The sequence below is a fragment of the Chryseobacterium gotjawalense genome (assembly GCF_030012525.1).
GTDB classification, from domain to species: Bacteria; Bacteroidota; Bacteroidia; order Flavobacteriales; family Weeksellaceae; genus Kaistella; species Kaistella gotjawalense.
The window spans coordinates 1,770,200-1,786,167 of record NZ_CP124855.1 but is presented as its reverse complement, the minus strand read 5'-3'; the positions used below and the strand labels follow the sequence as shown (position 1 = coordinate 1,786,167).

Sequence of the window (15,968 nt, the reverse complement as noted above, 5' to 3'; positions counted from 1 at the left end):
TTATGAAAAAAAATGTAGAAATTTGAAGGAGAAAATGAAACGATGGAATTATTTGAATACCTGCCGGATCCCGATTTTAATTTACTCCCGCAAGATGGGACAGTCAATTATTACGGCAAAATTTTTAATCAGGAACAGGCAGATTATTTTTATCAAAAGCTTTTACAAACAATCGACTGGAAAAATGATGAAGCCATCATTTTTGAAAAAAAAATTTTAACCAAAAGAAAAGTGGCTTGGTACGGCGAGGAGAATTTCGAGTACACTTATTCCAAAACGACAAAAAACGCACTTCCATGGACTGTCGAATTAGTACAACTAAAACAATTGGTTGAAGAAAAAACCGGTGAGCAGTTCAATTCCTGCTTGCTTAACCTTTATCATGACGGCAGCGAAGGAATGGCTTATCACAGCGATGGTGAAAAAGATTTAAAGAAAAACGGAGCAATTGCTTCCTTAAGTTTCGGAGCTGAAAGAAAATTTTCATTTAAACATAAAACAACTAAAGACAAAATTGAACTCGTTTTAGAAAATGGCAGTTTATTAGTTATGAAAGCTCAGACGCAAAGTTTTTGGCTGCACAGGTTGCCGCCAACTAAAAAAATATTCTCGCCGAGAATCAATTTAACTTTCAGAACAATTGACAAAAGCGAAAAATTAATTTAATTTTTAATCGCTATATTTGAGGTGAATGCTTGCCGATTTTGGCAATGAATTCAATTAATATTATCGAAATTTTATAAAAAATTATATTTTATTATGAAAGCGGCATGCTATTTATTATTACATTTGAATAGAATTTTTAACATTAAACAAAATCAATTATGAAAAAAACAATCGCAATGGCTGCCTTGGCAGTCGCAGTATCTTTCGGGTCAATCGCCTGTAAAAAGAAAGTTTCAGATGCAGAACTGCAAACCCAGGCAACAACAATAGTAACTTCTAATCAGAATGCTTCAGTTGAAGTTAAAGATGGCCAGGCTCATCTGAGCGGAACATTCACGGATCAAGCTGCGAGAGACGAAATGATTGCTTCTTTAAAAGCAATCCCAGGGATTAAAGATGTTCATGATATGTCAACAATACAAGCTCCTGTCGTGGTAGAGACCGTTTCAGTTATCGATCCCGTAGTTCAGCAAAAAGTTGCTGATGCTGTGAAAGATTTCCCTTCTGTGAAAGTGGAGGTTGTAAACGGTGAATTAACTTTAACCGGCAACGTTTCTTCGGAGCAGGCAAAAAAAATCAAAATGTCTGTAGATGCTTTAAAAGTTGGGAAAGTTAACTATAATTATACTGTAAAATAATAGAATATGAGTGCTTTACAAGATAAATACGCAAGTGTAATTTCTGCGGCAAATTCAGCCGGAGTGTCCAATTTACAAGTTACTGAAAAAGAAGGAATTCTTTATATTTCAGGTAATACCACTACTACGGCAGCGAAAGATGCAGTATGGAACGCTCTCGGAGCTATCGATTCTACGTATTCCGCTTCTGACATCAATGTAGATGTGCAGGTTGCGGGCTTGGCAGCTGGCGCTTCTCTGACGGTAGCTACGGAGTCTACAAGCCTTAATATGAGACAACAACCTTCTACAGATGCCGCCGTGGTTGGTAAAGCTGAAAAAGGCTCCACTGTAACTTTGATAGAACAAAGTTCAGATGATTGGTGGAAAGTAAGAAATTCTGATGGTGAAGAAGGATATGCTTATGCAAGATATTTGCAGGCGTAGTTTTTAACACTGTAAAAATACGGAACCTCTGATTATTCAGGGGTTTTTATTTATGGTCCTCCCATCAAAAGATTGGCCTGATGCCACTCCAGTGAAAAAATCTCATGACAAAACTGCGGTCTTAATTTCAATCTTTTTATTGCATTTCCCCTTCTAAAAGAAAGGATTTCCATTTCAATTGCTTGTGCAGAGTTTAAATTTTAACCATTTTTTAACAAAATACCATATATTTGTAAATCTTACAAGAAAAAAATCACATGAAAGGTCAAAACAAACTATTCGTCTTCATCATTATCGCTCTCGTAGTAGGTGTAATCATGGGTGGCGTCGTGCATACGCGATATCCTGAGAGTTCCGAAGGATTTTCAAAAAACATAAAACTTCTTGGAACCGTCTTTATCCGTTTGGTGCAGATGATTATTGCGCCCCTGGTATTTACCACCTTGGTCGTAGGAATTGCCAAGATGAGCGATGTCAAGATGATCGGGCGGGTAGGAACCAAAGCCATGCTTTGGTTTATTACTGCTTCATTAGTCTCTTTAATGATTGGGTTGATTTTCGTGAACTGGTTAGAGCCAGGCCGTGTAATGCAGCTTCCTAAACCTGCTGCAGATGCCGCCGGCGAAATGGTTGCACACAGTCAGGGTCTTTCTATGGAGCAGTTTGTGACTCATATTATTCCGAAAAGTTTATTCGAAGCTTTTGCGACCAATGAGGTTTTGCAAATCGTAGTATTCTCTATTATGTTCGGCGTTGCATTAGCCAATATGGGCGAAGAATATACAAAACCTATTGTTAGAGGTTTGGATATTTGTGCCCACGCTATTTTAAAGATGGTGGGATACATCATGTGGTTTGCGCCGCTTGGAGTATTAGGTGCAATTGCTGCGGTTGTTGCTACCAACGGATTTGATATATTCAAGGTATATGCGATTTATCTCCGGGATTTCTTCTTTGCTTTGGCAATCTTGTGGTTGGTGCTTTGTATCGTAGGGTATATGATTTTGGGAAATCGGTTATTCGAATTATTAAGGAGAATCAAAGAACCGTTATTGATCGCATTTTCTACAACAAGTTCAGAAGCGGTTTTCCCAAAATTGGTTGAAGAACTCGAAAGATTCGGATGTAATAATAGAATTGTATCGTTCATTTTACCTTTAGGTTATTCCTTTAATCTGGATGGGAGTATGATGTATATGACATTCGCAGCAATTTTTATCGCTCAGATTTACGGGATTGATATGACTTTAGGACAACAGGTCATTATGCTTTTGGTTTTAATGTTAACCTCCAAGGGAATCGCGGGAGTTCCAAGGGCGAGTCTGGTAATCATTGTAGCAACCTGTACCATGTTTGGAATTCCACCGGAAGGAATTGCTTTGATTTTACCTATTGACCATTTCTGCGATATGGGAAGAAGTATGACCAATGTTTTAGGAAATGCTTTAGCAACTTCTGCAGTTTCGAAATGGGAAGGACAACTGGAAAATCACGGTGGAGATTTGTAAACAAATCGAGTTTTATTAAATAACTCTATTTATTAAGCAACAAAGAAATTAAAGAAGCCGTCTCAAAATAAAATTTGAGGCGGTTTTTAATTTTCTTTTTTAAGACGTTAAATTTTTAGATGATAATGTGGTTTTTCAGAATAGTCTAAAAAAGTGCTCCATTTAAGCACTTTTCTTTCTTAGATTATGTGCTAAAGCGTGTAATCCGAACTCCAGTTCTGCTTTTTCTATTCCGATGTGCGTAAAACGCTTGAAGTTCCGGTTGGATTTGATATGCGCGAATACAGGCTCTACATCGGCAGTGCGTTGTCTGCGTTTTATTTCACCTAGTTCACTTAAGAGATTTTCCCGAACTCTGTCCTTATGCCGTTCTAAATTTTGGTTCCGTTCTATTACTCTGTTTCCCTGGGCTTTATGGCAAGTCCCTCGCAGCGGGCAACCATTGCAGTTTTGAGCTTGGTAAAGTGAGCTTGTCTGAGCATAGCCGCTTTTGGTTTTTCGATTTCGGTTGGTGATTTTGTTCATTGGTTGTCCCATCGGACAGATGTATTGATCTTTCTCTTCGTTATAATAGAGTTTATCGCGATGGAAGTCCTCGTTGATTTTCTTTCTTTTCGATTTTAAAATCCCCTGTTCCTTATCGAAGGTGTTGTATTTTACGAAGGTTTCTATATTTTTTTCTTCCAGAAAATCATAGTTTTCTTCACTGCCGTAACCTGCATCAGCGGTGAGTTCTTCCGGTAAAAACTGATAAAGATCTTCAAAAGTATTAAGGTGTGGTTTGAGCGTATTTAAATCGTTGGTGGTTTGGTGCAAACTATAATGAATGACGAACTGGGATTCGGAACTTACCTGCACATTGTAGGCGGGTTTAAGCTGCCCATTCTGCATATGATCATCTTTCATGCGCATAAAGGTAGCGTCGGGATCGGTCTTGCTGTAGCTGCCACGACCTGCTAAAAGTTTTTCCTGCTCCTCGTATTTATCCAGGTTCTGAGAAAAATTCTTTTGAATGTATCTCAGTTTTGCCTTTGCTTTAGTAGAAGCCTTCGGGTTTTTGCTGATAATCTCTTCTATTTTCTTGGCGGTCTTCTCTATTTTATCTTTATCGATGGTTTTAAACTCCGGTGGCGTAGGATCGCTGTCTTCTTCATCAGCAATGCTTTGAGCATAGTTCCACATTTGCTCAAGTTGCTCTGCCATCTTTTCTTTTCTGGTTTTAATGGCATTGCCCCAAACAAAGGTGTACCTCCCGGCAATAGACTCTATCTTGGTGCCATCGGTAAAAACTTCTTTCAAACTAACGAGTCCTTCCTCGGCTAATAACAGGACGACCTGTTTAAAAATATCTTTGAAAATAGTCTTGAGTTTCTTGCTCCGAAAACGGGCAATAGTATTATGGTCTGCAACCTGTTGAGCCGATAGCCACATGAAATTAATATTCTCGCGCATCGCTTTTTCGATCTTCCTGCTGGAATACGTATTATCCATATAAGCGTAAACCATCACCTTAAGCATCATCTTGGGATGAAAGCTTGGTTTGCCATCTTTGCTGTATTCTTCAATGAGCAATTTCAGATCCAGTTGCTCAATTATTCCATTGACAATCCGAACCGGATGACTCTCAGGAATCAACTCTTCGATTGATGGCGGGAATAACCAGTTTTGTTGTTGGTTATAATCCTTAAATTTAATATTCATGTCATTGATTATCAATACTTAAAGATAATAAAATCTAATAATTTCACCAAAAAAAATGTAGAAAAAAAACAAAAAAAACCGTCTCAGTATTGAGACGGCTTCTTGTTTTATATAGAGATATTATTTCAATGCTTTTTTTGCTTCTTCCGCTTTCATTAGATGATGTTCTAATGTTGGGACAGTGGCAGAAGCAAAGGATTTTAAAGAAGCTTCGGTTCCATTGGATATTTCTTTTTTAAATTCTGCGATATCCATTTTGTGATCGCTGATCATCAGCTCAGTATAAGCTTTGTCAAAATCCATCCCTTTTTTCATTTTTAAATCGTCGACTTTTTTCTGGTGGCTGGCATCCAAAACGGTAGGCAGTTCGTAACTGACTTTGGAAGCCCAATTTTTCAATTCATTATCAATTTTGGTATGATCATCAACCATCAATTTTCCAAGTGCTTTCACGTGCTCATTAGAAGCGTTTGTTTCAGCAATTTTTCCAAGCATTACTTCCATCATTCCGCCTTTTGCGGCGGCTTCAGCGAACTGTTTATCTTGATCGGTCATCGGACTCATATGTTCTTTGGTTCCTGACATATTTGCAGGTTCTCCTGGCGTGGTAGTATGCTCAGCTGGAGCCATCATAGAGGTACTGTCCGCAGAGTGATCAATTGTTGTCGTTTTACTCTTTTTACAAGCGACCAATGTAGTGATAGCGAGAACCGTTAAAATTGAATTTTTCATAATAGTGATTTTAAAAATGTTAATAAATATTATATTTTTATCTTTCTGTATTTCAGCAATTTATTTGCCAAAAAAGGAGTTGCATGATGGGGATGCTTATTTTAAATTTTTAAAATGATTGAGATTTTGCAGTATTGAAAGAAGGCAAAAACGCTTTACTATTCGTTGTTTGCTCTTCGTGATATATAAAATAAAAGACAGCGGGTTACATGTTTTTTATTTTTATTTATATAAATCATTAAAGTAACCGAAAGCAGCATTGAGATTTTTTTCTTTTCTCCATCTTTTGCTTAAAAACAGCTTTATGGGTATTTTAACGGTGATGAATTTCGATGTAAATCTTTGATTTCGTGTTGATGCAGGTAGGTTCAAAATTTATGATCTTAAATTAAACCTTTTTATGAGCCGCTTGCTAAAGTATTCATCCGATATCTGTTAAAACGATGGAGATGTCTTCAAGTTAAATTAAGATAGAAATGTTTATCTTTGCAAAATTATTTTTCTCACTTAACCCGTTTATAGCATGCAACTGTACAACACCTTAAGCGCAGAAGAAAGAGCTCAACTTATTGATGAAGCCGGTAAGCAGCGTCTTACTTTGTCTTTCTATGCGTACGCCAAAATCGAAAACCCCAAAAAATTTCGCGACGAATTATTTATAGCCTGGAACGCCCTCGATGCGCTCGGCCGTATTTATGTTGCCCATGAAGGAATTAATGCTCAGATGAGTATCCCTGCAGAAAATATAGACGGTTTCCGCGAGACGCTGGAAGTTTACGATTTTATGAAAGGAATCCGTTTGAATGTTGCTGTGGAACAAGACGATCATTCGTTTTTAAAACTCACCATTAAAGTCAGACACAAAATTGTTGCCGACGGTTTGAATGATGAAACTTTTGATGTGACCAATAAAGGAATTCACTTAAAAGCACAGGAATTTAATAATTTGCTGGAAGATCCAAATACGATTGTAGTCGATTTTAGAAATCATTACGAAAGTGAAGTCGGCCATTTTGAAGGCGCAATCACTCCCGATGTAGAAACTTTTCGAGAAAGTTTGCCCATTATTAATGAACAGTTACAGGATTTTAAAGAAGATAAAAACCTATTGATGTACTGTACAGGCGGAATCCGTTGCGAAAAAGCCAGCGCTTATTTTAAACATCAGGGTTTTAAAAACGTTTACCAGCTGGAAGGCGGAATTATCGAATATACCCGTCAAATCAAGGAAGAAAATATTGAAAGTAAATTCATCGGTAAAAACTTTGTATTTGATCACCGCCTAGGCGAAAGAATTACCGACGATATTGTTTCGCAATGCCATCAGTGTGGCAAACCTTGTGACAATCATACGAACTGCGCGAATGATGCCTGTCATTTATTGTTTATTCAATGTGACGATTGCAAAGGTGCGATGGAAAACTGCTGTTCTACCGAATGTTTAGAAATAACCCATTTGCCTTTAGCTGACCAGGTAAAACTAAGAAAGGGAAAAGAAGTAGGAAATAAAGTTTTCCGAAAAGGAAAGTCAGATGCTTTGACTTTTAAAAATTCCGGTGATTTACCTGCAAAACCTTTAGCAAAAGCAGAAACGAAAAATATCCGTCAAAAAATATCCGTTAAGAAAGTATTGGTTGGAAAGGCAGAACATTATTACACCAAATCGAAAATTGCCCAGTTTTTAATTGAAAATAAAGAACTTTCAGTAGGAGACAAGGTTCTGATTTCTGGTCCGACAACGGGAGATCAGGAACTGACAATCACTGAAATGTTCGCCAATGGAGGTTCTTGTGAAAACGCTAAAGAAGGCGATCAAGTCACTTTTGAAACTCCGTTTAGAATCCGTTTGTCTGACAAATTATATAAAATTTTAGGATCATGACAAAAAGTGGAAAAATGGAATTAATGTCACCGGCCGGTGATTTTACTTCCATGCAGGCAGCGATTGATAACGGAGCAGATTCCATTTATTTCGGTGTGGAGCAGTTGAATATGAGAGCGAGAGCTTCGATGAATTTCACTTTAGATGATTTGCCGGAAATCTCTAGAAGATGCTCAGAAAAAGGCGTACGCACTTATCTTACTTTAAATACGATTATTTACGACCACGATTTATCTTTAATCAAGGCCCTTTTAGATAAGGCAAAAGCCGCTGATCTTACTGCAGTGATTGCGATGGATCAGGCGGTGATTTCATATGCAAGACAGATTGGGCTTGAAGTTCATATTTCGACCCAAATTAATATAACGAATATTGAAACCGTAAAATTCTACGCGCTTTTCGCCGATACCATGGTGATGAGCCGTGAACTGAGCATGACTCAAATTAAAAAAATCTGTGATCAGATTGTGAAGGATCAGGTCAAAGGTCCTTCCGGAAACTTGGTCGAAGTCGAGATTTTTGGTCACGGTGCGCTTTGTATGGCGGTTTCGGGCAAATGTTATTTGAGTCTGCATTCCTCGAATTCTTCTGCAAACCGTGGAGCCTGCAAACAGAACTGCCGTAAAAAATACACCGTCATCGATCAGGAAACCGGTTTTGAAATCGAGCTGGACAACGAATATATGATGTCGCCAAAAGATTTGTGTACCATCAGTTTTTTAGATCAAATTGTGGACGCAGGAGTCAGCGTTCTCAAAATCGAAGGTCGCGGAAGAGCACCGGAATACGTTGCAACCGTGACAAAATGTTACCGCGAAGCCATCGATGCCATTGCAGATGGAACTTTCAACCAGGTAAAAGTAGCAGACTGGATGAAACAACTTGAAACTGTTTATAACAGAGGTTTTTGGGGAGGTTATTATTTGGGACAAGAACTAGGCGAATGGTCTGTAGACAACGGTTCCGCCGCCACCCAGAAAAAAGTCTATATCGGAAAAGGCAGGCATTTTTATCCAAAATCAAATGTCGCAGAATTTTTAATTGAAGCATACGATTTAAAAGTTGGTGACAAAGTTTTGATTCAGGGACCTACAACAGGTTCCCGGGAAATGATTTTGGAAACAATGAGAGTAGAAGAAAAACCCGAAGCAGAAAAAGCTGCGAAATCCGATGTGGTTACTTTTAAAACGGACTTTAAAGTAAGACCTTCTGATAAATTGTATAAAATTGTGCAGGCTAATTAATGAAGGTGTTTTATATTTGAGGATTTAAGTAAATATTTTCAACTCTGAAATACCCAAATACTCAAATACCCAATTACTCAAAAATGATCATCGTAACGCTTCAACGGGAGAAATGTATCGGCTGTAATTACTGCGCGGAATTTGCGCCGGAGTATTTTCGGATGTCAAAAAAAGATGGGAAATCAGTTTTATTAAAAACGGAAAACAAGAAAGGGTTTTACACTTTGAAAATTCGAAATCCAGAAGCATTTGAACCTTGTGAAAAAGCAGCAAAAGCCTGTCCGGTGAAAATTATTTCGGTGAAAGAAATTTAAATATCAGATAAATAATCAATGGCGTTTCGCAGGAGCGCAATTTTTTTTACTATTTTTGAATATGAAAAAAGCGGAAATCAGAAAAATATATTTAGCGAAAAAGGAGAAATTAAGTAAAGTCGAGATTGAAGCCTTCTCTAAGAAAATATTTACCCGTTTTATGTCTGAATTCCCACTGAAGGAAAATCAGAAAGTGCATTGTTTCCTGTCTATTCCGGAGAAAGGTGAAGTTGATACGAATGAGTTTCTCAACTATTTTTATGAAAATAAAATCCGTGTTTTTGTACCGAAAATGATAAAAACGGAATTAATCGCGCTTGAAATCACAAAAGAAACGCCGTTAATTAAGAATTCCTGGGGAATAAAAGAACCCGCTGGCGAAGTAGATTCTGGAGTCAAAGATTTTGATTTCATCATTACGCCACTTTTATATTCCGATCATTTTGGAAACAGAGTAGGTTACGGAAAAGGGTTCTATGACCGGTTTTTTTCAGAAGTCAATCCGAATGCTGTTAAAGTGGGCGTGAGTTTTTTTCCTCCCCAAGAACAGGTGGAAGATATTGCAGAGTTTGATGTCCCGTTGGATTATTTGGTTACCCCAACAGAAGTACTGTCTTTCGGCAATTTGGAATCAAAATCGACGAAGTAAAATTTAAATTCCTTCTTAAATTTGATGGGTGAAGGCTTTAGTACGTACTGCGCATTTTTTTCAAATGACCCAATTAAGCGGTTTTTGAAATCGAAATATTCGACATAGAATTTTGCAAGATCCAAAGTGTCATTCCCTCTGATTTCTTTGGTCACAGAAATATCGCCGACTTTTGCTGTTTGTACTTTCAAGCTGTCGAGCTGCAGGAGCAGTGGTTTTAATTTATTGGAGTCAGGATCTACGAAATAGCTGTTCATCTGAGCGTAAATTACAGAATCAATTTCGGTATCCCGGTTTCCGGCAGTGTATAAAGTAGAGAGATCGAGCAACTCCTGAATCTTTTGTTTCGTGATAAACGTAATTGCTTGCGCGCTGTCCATTTTGGTAACAGGATAGGATTTTTTATTATTATTGTTTCTAACGATCTCTAAATCAGATATTTGTTTGCTTTCTTTGTTGCAGGAAAAAGTCATTAAAAGTAAACTGATGAGGAGAAGAACAATTTTATTTTGGTTTTTCATCGGTGGCAATTTTAAATTTAATCATTATTATTTTGTTGTTTTTATCGTTCTTTGTGTCGATGACCTGCAGGTTTTCCAGTGAGGTCGAAGGCAGGGTGACCAGGTTGATGTACCGTTGCTTGTCCATCGTTTCTACGCCGTAAGTTTCATTGTCATACACCTGGTAAATCAGAGCATCGTCACTGATAAGATAATTTAATGATTCTCTTTTCTTCTTTAAATCTTTGATCGATTTTGAATAGTAGAAAAGCATAATCGCATAATCATTTGGTTTCAGCTCGATGGTTTCGGCCTCGGGCGCGGTTTCCAAATTCCGTCGTATGGTGTCTGTTTTATAGTAGGGTGAAGATACGACCATCGTCAGGTTTTTCGATTTGGTGGTATATACAAACGCTTCGTTGGGTTTGGCATTATATAAAATAGGAGATTCGTTTTCTTTGAGAATTTGAACTTGCAATTCTGCATTGATGGTGGTATTCCGATCTGCATCAACAAAACTATAATAGAATTTCTTACTGAAGAGTTCCTCTTTGAATACTAAAAGTCCGACCAGAACTGCTAAAATAGCAGAGATTCCCAACCAGATATACTTTTTTACAATTGATATTGTTGATTTTTGTTCAGTGGTATCGTACGTGGTGAATACACCTTTGTTTTCTTTAATGCCTTGACTGTCAGGTGAGGATAATTGTAAATCAGATTCTTCAGCCGCGGTTTCTCCTGGTTTTAGACTTGAAATATCCTGTTTCCGGATAATTCTGGTTTGCTGTTCCGTATTTTCTGCTTTTTCAGGATTATTTTCCAATTCAGCTTCTGGATTGTCGTCATTATCTTCTAATTCCTGTAAGATTTCATGGGCAAAAAGGTGCTTCTTTTTAAAGTCGTACCATGAGACGTAACCCGCATAAATGCTGAGAATGTTCAGCATGTCAATTCTGGGAAGTCGGGTAACCGGCGAGTTTTTAAAATAAGTATAAAACGATTTTTCGCTGATGTTTCCTTTGGCGATTTTCCGCAAATCTTCTTGAAAATAGATGATATCGATTCCTTTCCATTTTGATATATCATCATAGGAAGGAGTGTGATGGTCTAAATATTGAGATTGAACCTCATTTTTTAGCTGTTCGAAGTGTAATAAATCTAAATCGCTCAATTGCTATTTTTATGTAATTTATTGATTTTCAGTCGTATTGTTTTGTAAAACGATTTTACAAAGATATTACAATTAATTTTCGAATGCAAATTTATTTCTCACCCTATCTTTGTCCTGTTCGAAATGATAAATGAGAACAAACAAATTTTAAAATAACAAAACAATTAAATTTAATTTATTATGAAAAAGTCATTATTCGTAGCTGCTATCGCTGCTTTAGCTCTTGTAGCTTGTAACAAAACTGAAACTGTAGAAACTGCTAACGCAACTGATTCTGCTGCTGCTGTAGTTGATTCTGCTGCTGCTGTTGTTGATTCTGCTGCTTCTGTTGTAGATTCTGCTGCTACTGTTACTGCTGATGCTGCTAACGCAACTGTAGAAGGAGCTGCTGATGCTGCTAAAGGTGCTGCTAATGCTGCAACTGATGCTGCTAAAGACGCTAAAGATGCTACTAAATAATTAGTAACTGATTTACAAATTAACCGTTTCTCTTTGAGAAGCGGTTTTTTTATGCCATTTTTTGTCTTAAAATCTCATAACAGGTGATGGCAACGGCATTGCTCAAATTCAAAGAGTCGATACTTCCCGACATGGGAATAACCGTGTTCTTTCCTTTGCCTACCCAGAAATCGGTGAGTCCGGAATGTTCTGTCCCAAAGAGTATAGCGCTCTTTTCTTTTAAATTTCGGACTTGAATATTTTCAGACGCTTTATCCATGATGGTCGTATAAACTGCATAACCGTTTTCAGTGAGAAATTCGTACACTTCATCATTGCTGGAAGAGAAAATGTTCATCCCAAAAAGACAACCTACACTGGAGCGGATCACATTTGGATTATAGAAATCAACTTTCGTATCGGTTACAATTAAAGCATCAATCCCAAACGCTTCGCAACTCCGCAATATGGCGCCCAGATTTCCGGGTTTCTCAATACTTTCTACGATAATCACCGATGAGTTTTTTTTAGGTTTGAAATCCTTTAGATCAGATTTTTTCGTGTGGTAAATTCCTAGGATTCCTTCCGATGAACCCCGATAAGCGATTTTATCGTAGATTTTTTCTGTGACCAAATGTACTCTTCCTTCCGGTAAATTTTCATTAAAAATACTTTCGGCGATATAGAATTCCTGAGCATTAAAACCGAATTGTAACGCTCTTTCATTCTCCTGCTTTCCCTCGATTACGAAAACATTTTCTTTTTTTCGGAAACGATTGTCCGATATCAAACGGGTAATATATTTTATTTTTTCGTTCTGAGTGCTTTCTATAATCATTTTGCAAATGTAGTTAAAAGGTAAATCTCTATAAAGAGGAAGTGAAAAACTTTTGAGAGTTCAATTTTACTCTTTGTTATTCAGTGAGTTCTCCGAGGATTCTTCTAAACTTTGAGGAAGCGATTTTTTATTCTTAATTCCTAAAGATTTAAGCTTTTTTGTTTGGGTAATCAGATTGTCATTTCCAGTAGAAAGTTGTTTAAACGCTTCATTATAAACAGTTTTAGTCTGATCAATATTTTTCCCCAGTTTTTCTAAATTTTCTACGAAGCCTACGAATTTATCATATAATTTAGCACCGCGTTCTGCAATTTCCATGGCGTTTTTGTTTTGATATTCGCGCTTCCAGAGGTCTGACACCAATTTCAGTGAGGTGATGAGATTACTTGGATTAAGCAATAATATTCTTTTGTCATAGGCGAAATTCCATAGATTATGATCTGCCTGCATCGCTGCAATATAAGCTGGTTCACTTGGAATAAACATCATTACAAAATCCAGAGATTTGTCATAATCATCGTAGGCTTTGTCGCTCAGTTGTTTGATATGGTTTTTCACGGAACTCAAATGTTGATTGAGTTTCATTTGATAAAGTTCAGCGTCATTTTCATCGACCAATTCTATAAATGCAGTGAGTGAAACTTTCGAATCGATAATTACATTTCGTTCATCCGGATATTTTACAACCGCATCCGGACGCATTTTTTTTCCTGAATATTCTGAAAAAAGAGCTTTGTTGTCTTCATCCCGAAGTTCATGTTCCAGAAAATATTCTCTTCCTTTTACCAGACCAGATTTCTCAAGAATACTTTCTAAAATCATTTCGCCCCAGTTTCCCTGCGTTTTACTTTCTCCTTTTAAAGCGCGGGTTAATTTTTTGGCATCTTCAGAAATTTGTTGGTTTAGGAGTGCAAGTTCTTTTACTTTTTCACCCAAAGAAAAACGTTCCTTCGATTCTTTATCATAGGTTTCGCCGACTTTATTTCTAAGTTCGGTTATTTTTTCCTGAAAGGGTTCCAAAATGTTTTTAAGATTATTTTGGTTGAGGATGGTGAATTTTTCAGATTTTTCTTCTAAAATTTGATGGGCTAAATTTTGAAATTCATTTTTTGCCAACTCCTGCATTTTTGTAATTTCCTCTTTTTGGTTTTCCCTGAGAATTTGTAGATTTTCATTCTGTGCCGAAAGTTGCGATTTGAGTGCAATTAAATCCTGCCTTTCATTTTGTAAATTTTTTATTTCTGAATTTGCCTCGGAATTGAGTGCGATGAGTTCTCCGATTTTAGCATTTGAATTCTCTAGATCAGAATTTGTTTTAATGAAACTTTCATTCAAATCATCGAATTTCTGTCGGGGAATATGAGAAGCTTTTAATATGAAATACAGAATAACCGCACCGAAAATAGCGCCGAACATTAAGCCGGTGAAAATAGAGATGAAATCCATTTTTCAAAAATACAAAAGTTAATTTCAGTAATGCAGAAAGAAATTAATTCTCTTAGTTTTTAATGCGCAGAAATTCCTTGGCAAGATCGATCATTTTTGGGTCTCCAGTATATTTTCCGTGTTCATCAGAAAGTTTCACTGTTGGAATCCAGTCGCCATTAATAGATTGTGCGGCAATGAGTTTCATGACGATATTCATTGGTTTTAAGCCGACATCGTTTGTTAAATTCGTTCCGATTCCGAAAGAAATTCCGATTCTGCCTTTGCAGGCTTTCGTGATTTCTTCCACTTTTTCCAGATTCAGTCCGTCGGAAAAAATAATGTATTTGAATAAAGGATTGATTCCATTTTTCCGGTAATGTTCGATGGTTTTATTGGCAAATTCGATTGGATCTCCGCTGTCGTGACGAACGCCATCAAATAATTTTGCGAATTTTTTATCAAACTGCTGAAAGAAAACTTCAGTCGTATAAGTATCTGAAAGGGCAACTCCCAAATCACCGCGGTACACATCCACCCAATGTTCCAGCGAAAGCGCATTGGCCATCTTGAATCCGTATTCTGCAGCGTGAAACATAAACCATTCGTGCGCATGGGTTCCAATGGGTTTTATGCCATATTTCATCGCAAAGTGAACATTTGAACTGCCGATGAAATTTCCGGATCGATTGTTGTTTACCAGGGAATCCACCACCAAATCGTGTACTTTATAGGAATGTCTTCTGCGAGTGCCAAATTCGGCGAAAGTAACGCCAAGAATATTGAGTTGATCGGCCTTTTCTAAAGTTGTTTGAATAACTGCTTCATTAGAATTACGCTCCATGTGATTCATCTCATAATGTAATTCTGAAATCAAAGACAAAATAGGCACTTCCCACAGAATAGTCCTGTACCATTCGCCTTCCACGGTAACTTCTAAAGAATCTTCGGTCTGTATAATCTGTACTTCTGAGGGATCGTAATGATAACCTGCTAAAAAATCTAAATAGGGAAGGTCTAAATAAGGACAGGTTTCCTTTAAGAATTGCTTTTCATCTTTGCTTAATTTCAGCTCTGCCATTGCGTTGACAGATTTTCTAAGTTCTTCGGCAAATCCCGGTGGGAAGTTATGATTACCGCGATTGATGAATTGGTATTTTACTTTCTCGTTCGGAAAAAGTTTAATCACCGCATTTTGCATCGTGATTTTATAGAAATCATTATCGAGAATTGACTTTAGACGGACTTCAATCATGGTTTATTATATATTCAAACAAATGTAAAAATTCAAAAACAAAAATCGCCTTTAAAAAGACGATTTCTTCGGTTGGTAATTTTTTTAACCGTTATTTTCCGAGATAGGAGTTGTACATCCACACTTCTTTTTCCTGCTCCGTAATATAATCACTCATCTGGGAATTGGTTCCTTCATCACCCGCTTTTTCAGTAAGATCTAAGAGTTCCCTTTGCAAATCAATAACAGTTTTAAAGGAGGCTAAAATGTTTTCTACTGCTTTATCAGCATCGGAAACTTCTTTACTTTCTTTAATCGTAGAAAGCGTTAAATAATCCGAATAATTATGGTTGGGTGTAGATCCCAGCGTAAGAATTCTTTCTGCGATTTCATCTATTTTTAAAACCAGATTATTGTAGAGTTCTTCAAATTTGGGATGAAGGGTAAAAAACTTATCTCCTTTAATATTCCAGTGTGCGCCCCTCGTATTTTGATAAAAAACAGAATAATCGGCTAAAAGAACATTTAATTTTTCTGAAATTTTTTTACAGTCGGTTTCGTCTAAACCGATAATTTTTGAATTGTTCATAATCTTTATT

The 15,968-nt window shown here is 37.0% G+C and carries 17 protein-coding genes; 9 read left to right on the top strand and 8 right to left on the bottom strand.

Features of this window, described 5'->3' with window-relative positions:
- The first annotated feature begins 42 nt into the window (after positions 1-42).
- From QGN23_RS08150 to QGN23_RS08135, 4 genes are all read left to right on the top strand, one after another.
- Positions 43-666, top strand: a complete 624-nt coding sequence (locus QGN23_RS08150) for an alpha-ketoglutarate-dependent dioxygenase AlkB family protein (protein ID WP_282903845.1) — start codon at positions 43-45, stop codon at positions 664-666.
- Positions 667-824: 158 nt separating this feature from the next.
- Complete coding sequence (locus QGN23_RS08145) at positions 825-1,304, top strand: BON domain-containing protein (RefSeq protein WP_282903844.1); 480 nt, start codon at positions 825-827, stop codon at positions 1,302-1,304.
- Positions 1,305-1,310: 6 nt separating this feature from the next.
- A complete protein-coding gene (locus tag QGN23_RS08140; RefSeq protein WP_282903843.1) occupies positions 1,311-1,730 on the top strand; it encodes an SH3 domain-containing protein in 420 nt (139 codons plus the stop codon).
- Between the two features lie 257 nt (positions 1,731-1,987).
- A complete protein-coding gene (locus tag QGN23_RS08135) occupies positions 1,988-3,238 on the top strand; it encodes a dicarboxylate/amino acid:cation symporter (protein WP_282903842.1) in 1,251 nt (416 codons plus the stop codon).
- A gap of 162 nt (positions 3,239-3,400) precedes the next feature.
- Here the strand turns inward: QGN23_RS08135 and QGN23_RS08130 are convergent, their stop codons facing one another.
- On the bottom strand, positions 3,401-4,948 hold the full coding sequence (locus QGN23_RS08130; protein WP_282906372.1) for an IS1182 family transposase: 1,548 nt from the start codon (positions 4,946-4,948) through the stop codon (positions 3,401-3,403).
- A gap of 111 nt (positions 4,949-5,059) precedes the next feature.
- Positions 5,060-5,671 carry a DUF4142 domain-containing protein gene (locus QGN23_RS08125; protein ID WP_282903841.1) on the bottom strand — a complete coding sequence of 204 codons (612 nt, stop codon included), beginning with the start codon at positions 5,669-5,671 and terminating at the stop codon, positions 5,060-5,062.
- 523 nt (positions 5,672-6,194) lie between these two features.
- On the opposite strand from QGN23_RS08125, the gene trhO reads away from it, so the two are divergent.
- From trhO to QGN23_RS08105, 4 genes are all read left to right on the top strand, one after another.
- Positions 6,195-7,553, top strand: a complete 1,359-nt coding sequence (trhO, locus tag QGN23_RS08120; protein WP_282903840.1) for an oxygen-dependent tRNA uridine(34) hydroxylase TrhO — start codon at positions 6,195-6,197, stop codon at positions 7,551-7,553.
- Positions 7,550-8,797, top strand: coding sequence for a peptidase U32 family protein (locus tag QGN23_RS08115; RefSeq protein WP_282903839.1), 1,248 nt, complete (start codon positions 7,550-7,552; stop codon positions 8,795-8,797). The genes trhO and QGN23_RS08115 overlap by 4 nt, the downstream gene beginning before the upstream one ends.
- Before the next feature lie 83 nt (positions 8,798-8,880).
- Positions 8,881-9,111 (top strand): ferredoxin, encoded by a 231-nt coding sequence (locus QGN23_RS08110; protein WP_282903838.1) that lies wholly within the window; start codon positions 8,881-8,883, stop codon positions 9,109-9,111.
- 61 nt (positions 9,112-9,172) lie between these two features.
- Entirely contained in the window at positions 9,173-9,760 is a 588-nt protein-coding gene (locus QGN23_RS08105) for a 5-formyltetrahydrofolate cyclo-ligase (protein ID WP_282903837.1), read from the top strand.
- On the opposite strand, the gene QGN23_RS08100 is transcribed toward QGN23_RS08105, so the two are convergent.
- Positions 9,697-10,281 carry a hypothetical protein gene (locus QGN23_RS08100; protein ID WP_282903836.1) on the bottom strand — a complete coding sequence of 195 codons (585 nt, stop codon included), beginning with the start codon at positions 10,279-10,281 and terminating at the stop codon, positions 9,697-9,699. The two genes, QGN23_RS08105 and QGN23_RS08100, sit on opposite strands and share 64 nt — an antisense overlap.
- Positions 10,265-11,434: a hypothetical protein gene (locus QGN23_RS08095; protein WP_282903835.1), complete on the bottom strand. Its 1,170-nt coding sequence runs from the start codon at positions 11,432-11,434 to the stop codon at positions 10,265-10,267. The genes QGN23_RS08100 and QGN23_RS08095 overlap by 17 nt, the downstream gene beginning before the upstream one ends.
- Before the next feature lie 180 nt (positions 11,435-11,614).
- Here QGN23_RS08095 and QGN23_RS08090 point away from each other — a divergent pair, with 180 nt between their 5' ends.
- The gene (locus QGN23_RS08090) at positions 11,615-11,893 is read left to right on the top strand and encodes a hypothetical protein (protein ID WP_282903834.1); all 279 of its coding nucleotides are present in this window, start codon (positions 11,615-11,617) and stop codon (positions 11,891-11,893) included.
- A 49-nt stretch (positions 11,894-11,942) separates the two neighbouring features.
- On the opposite strand, the gene QGN23_RS08085 is transcribed toward QGN23_RS08090, so the two are convergent.
- The 4 genes from QGN23_RS08085 to QGN23_RS08070 all read right to left on the bottom strand — a co-directional run bounded on the left by QGN23_RS08085 (position 11,943) and on the right by QGN23_RS08070 (position 15,958).
- Positions 11,943-12,710, bottom strand: a complete 768-nt coding sequence (locus QGN23_RS08085) for a TrmH family RNA methyltransferase (protein WP_282903833.1) — start codon at positions 12,708-12,710, stop codon at positions 11,943-11,945.
- Positions 12,711-12,776: 66 nt separating this feature from the next.
- Positions 12,777-14,156, bottom strand: coding sequence for a DNA recombination protein RmuC (gene rmuC, locus QGN23_RS08080; RefSeq protein WP_282903832.1), 1,380 nt, complete (start codon positions 14,154-14,156; stop codon positions 12,777-12,779).
- 52 nt (positions 14,157-14,208) lie between these two features.
- Positions 14,209-15,390, bottom strand: a complete 1,182-nt coding sequence (gene pncB / locus QGN23_RS08075; protein WP_282903831.1) for a nicotinate phosphoribosyltransferase — start codon at positions 15,388-15,390, stop codon at positions 14,209-14,211.
- A 91-nt stretch (positions 15,391-15,481) separates the two neighbouring features.
- The gene (locus QGN23_RS08070) at positions 15,482-15,958 is read right to left on the bottom strand and encodes a Dps family protein (protein WP_282903830.1); all 477 of its coding nucleotides are present in this window, start codon (positions 15,956-15,958) and stop codon (positions 15,482-15,484) included.
- Positions 15,959-15,968 lie beyond the last annotated feature (10 nt).

Excerpts from the sequence above, each read along its gene's own strand:
- pncB (WP_282903831.1), bottom strand. The coding sequence starts at position 15,390 with ATGATTGAAGTCCGTCTAAAGTCAATTCTCGATAATGATTTCTATAAA.
- QGN23_RS08115 (WP_282903839.1), top strand. The coding sequence starts at position 7,550 with ATGACAAAAAGTGGAAAAATGGAATTAATGTCACCGGCCGGTGATTTT.
- QGN23_RS08145 (WP_282903844.1), top strand. The coding sequence starts at position 825 with ATGAAAAAAACAATCGCAATGGCTGCCTTGGCAGTCGCAGTATCTTTC.
- QGN23_RS08140 (WP_282903843.1), top strand. The coding sequence starts at position 1,311 with ATGAGTGCTTTACAAGATAAATACGCAAGTGTAATTTCTGCGGCAAAT.
- QGN23_RS08150 (WP_282903845.1), top strand. The coding sequence starts at position 43 with ATGGAATTATTTGAATACCTGCCGGATCCCGATTTTAATTTACTCCCG.
- QGN23_RS08135 (WP_282903842.1), top strand. The coding sequence starts at position 1,988 with ATGAAAGGTCAAAACAAACTATTCGTCTTCATCATTATCGCTCTCGTA.
- QGN23_RS08110 (WP_282903838.1), top strand. The coding sequence starts at position 8,881 with ATGATCATCGTAACGCTTCAACGGGAGAAATGTATCGGCTGTAATTAC.
- QGN23_RS08100 (WP_282903836.1), bottom strand. The coding sequence starts at position 10,281 with ATGAAAAACCAAAATAAAATTGTTCTTCTCCTCATCAGTTTACTTTTA.
- trhO (WP_282903840.1), top strand. The coding sequence starts at position 6,195 with ATGCAACTGTACAACACCTTAAGCGCAGAAGAAAGAGCTCAACTTATT.
- rmuC (WP_282903832.1), bottom strand. The coding sequence starts at position 14,156 with ATGGATTTCATCTCTATTTTCACCGGCTTAATGTTCGGCGCTATTTTC.
- QGN23_RS08070 (WP_282903830.1), bottom strand. The coding sequence starts at position 15,958 with ATGAACAATTCAAAAATTATCGGTTTAGACGAAACCGACTGTAAAAAA.
- QGN23_RS08105 (WP_282903837.1), top strand. The coding sequence starts at position 9,173 with ATGAAAAAAGCGGAAATCAGAAAAATATATTTAGCGAAAAAGGAGAAA.
- QGN23_RS08125 (WP_282903841.1), bottom strand. The coding sequence starts at position 5,671 with ATGAAAAATTCAATTTTAACGGTTCTCGCTATCACTACATTGGTCGCT.
- QGN23_RS08085 (WP_282903833.1), bottom strand. The coding sequence starts at position 12,710 with ATGATTATAGAAAGCACTCAGAACGAAAAAATAAAATATATTACCCGT.
- QGN23_RS08090 (WP_282903834.1), top strand. The coding sequence starts at position 11,615 with ATGAAAAAGTCATTATTCGTAGCTGCTATCGCTGCTTTAGCTCTTGTA.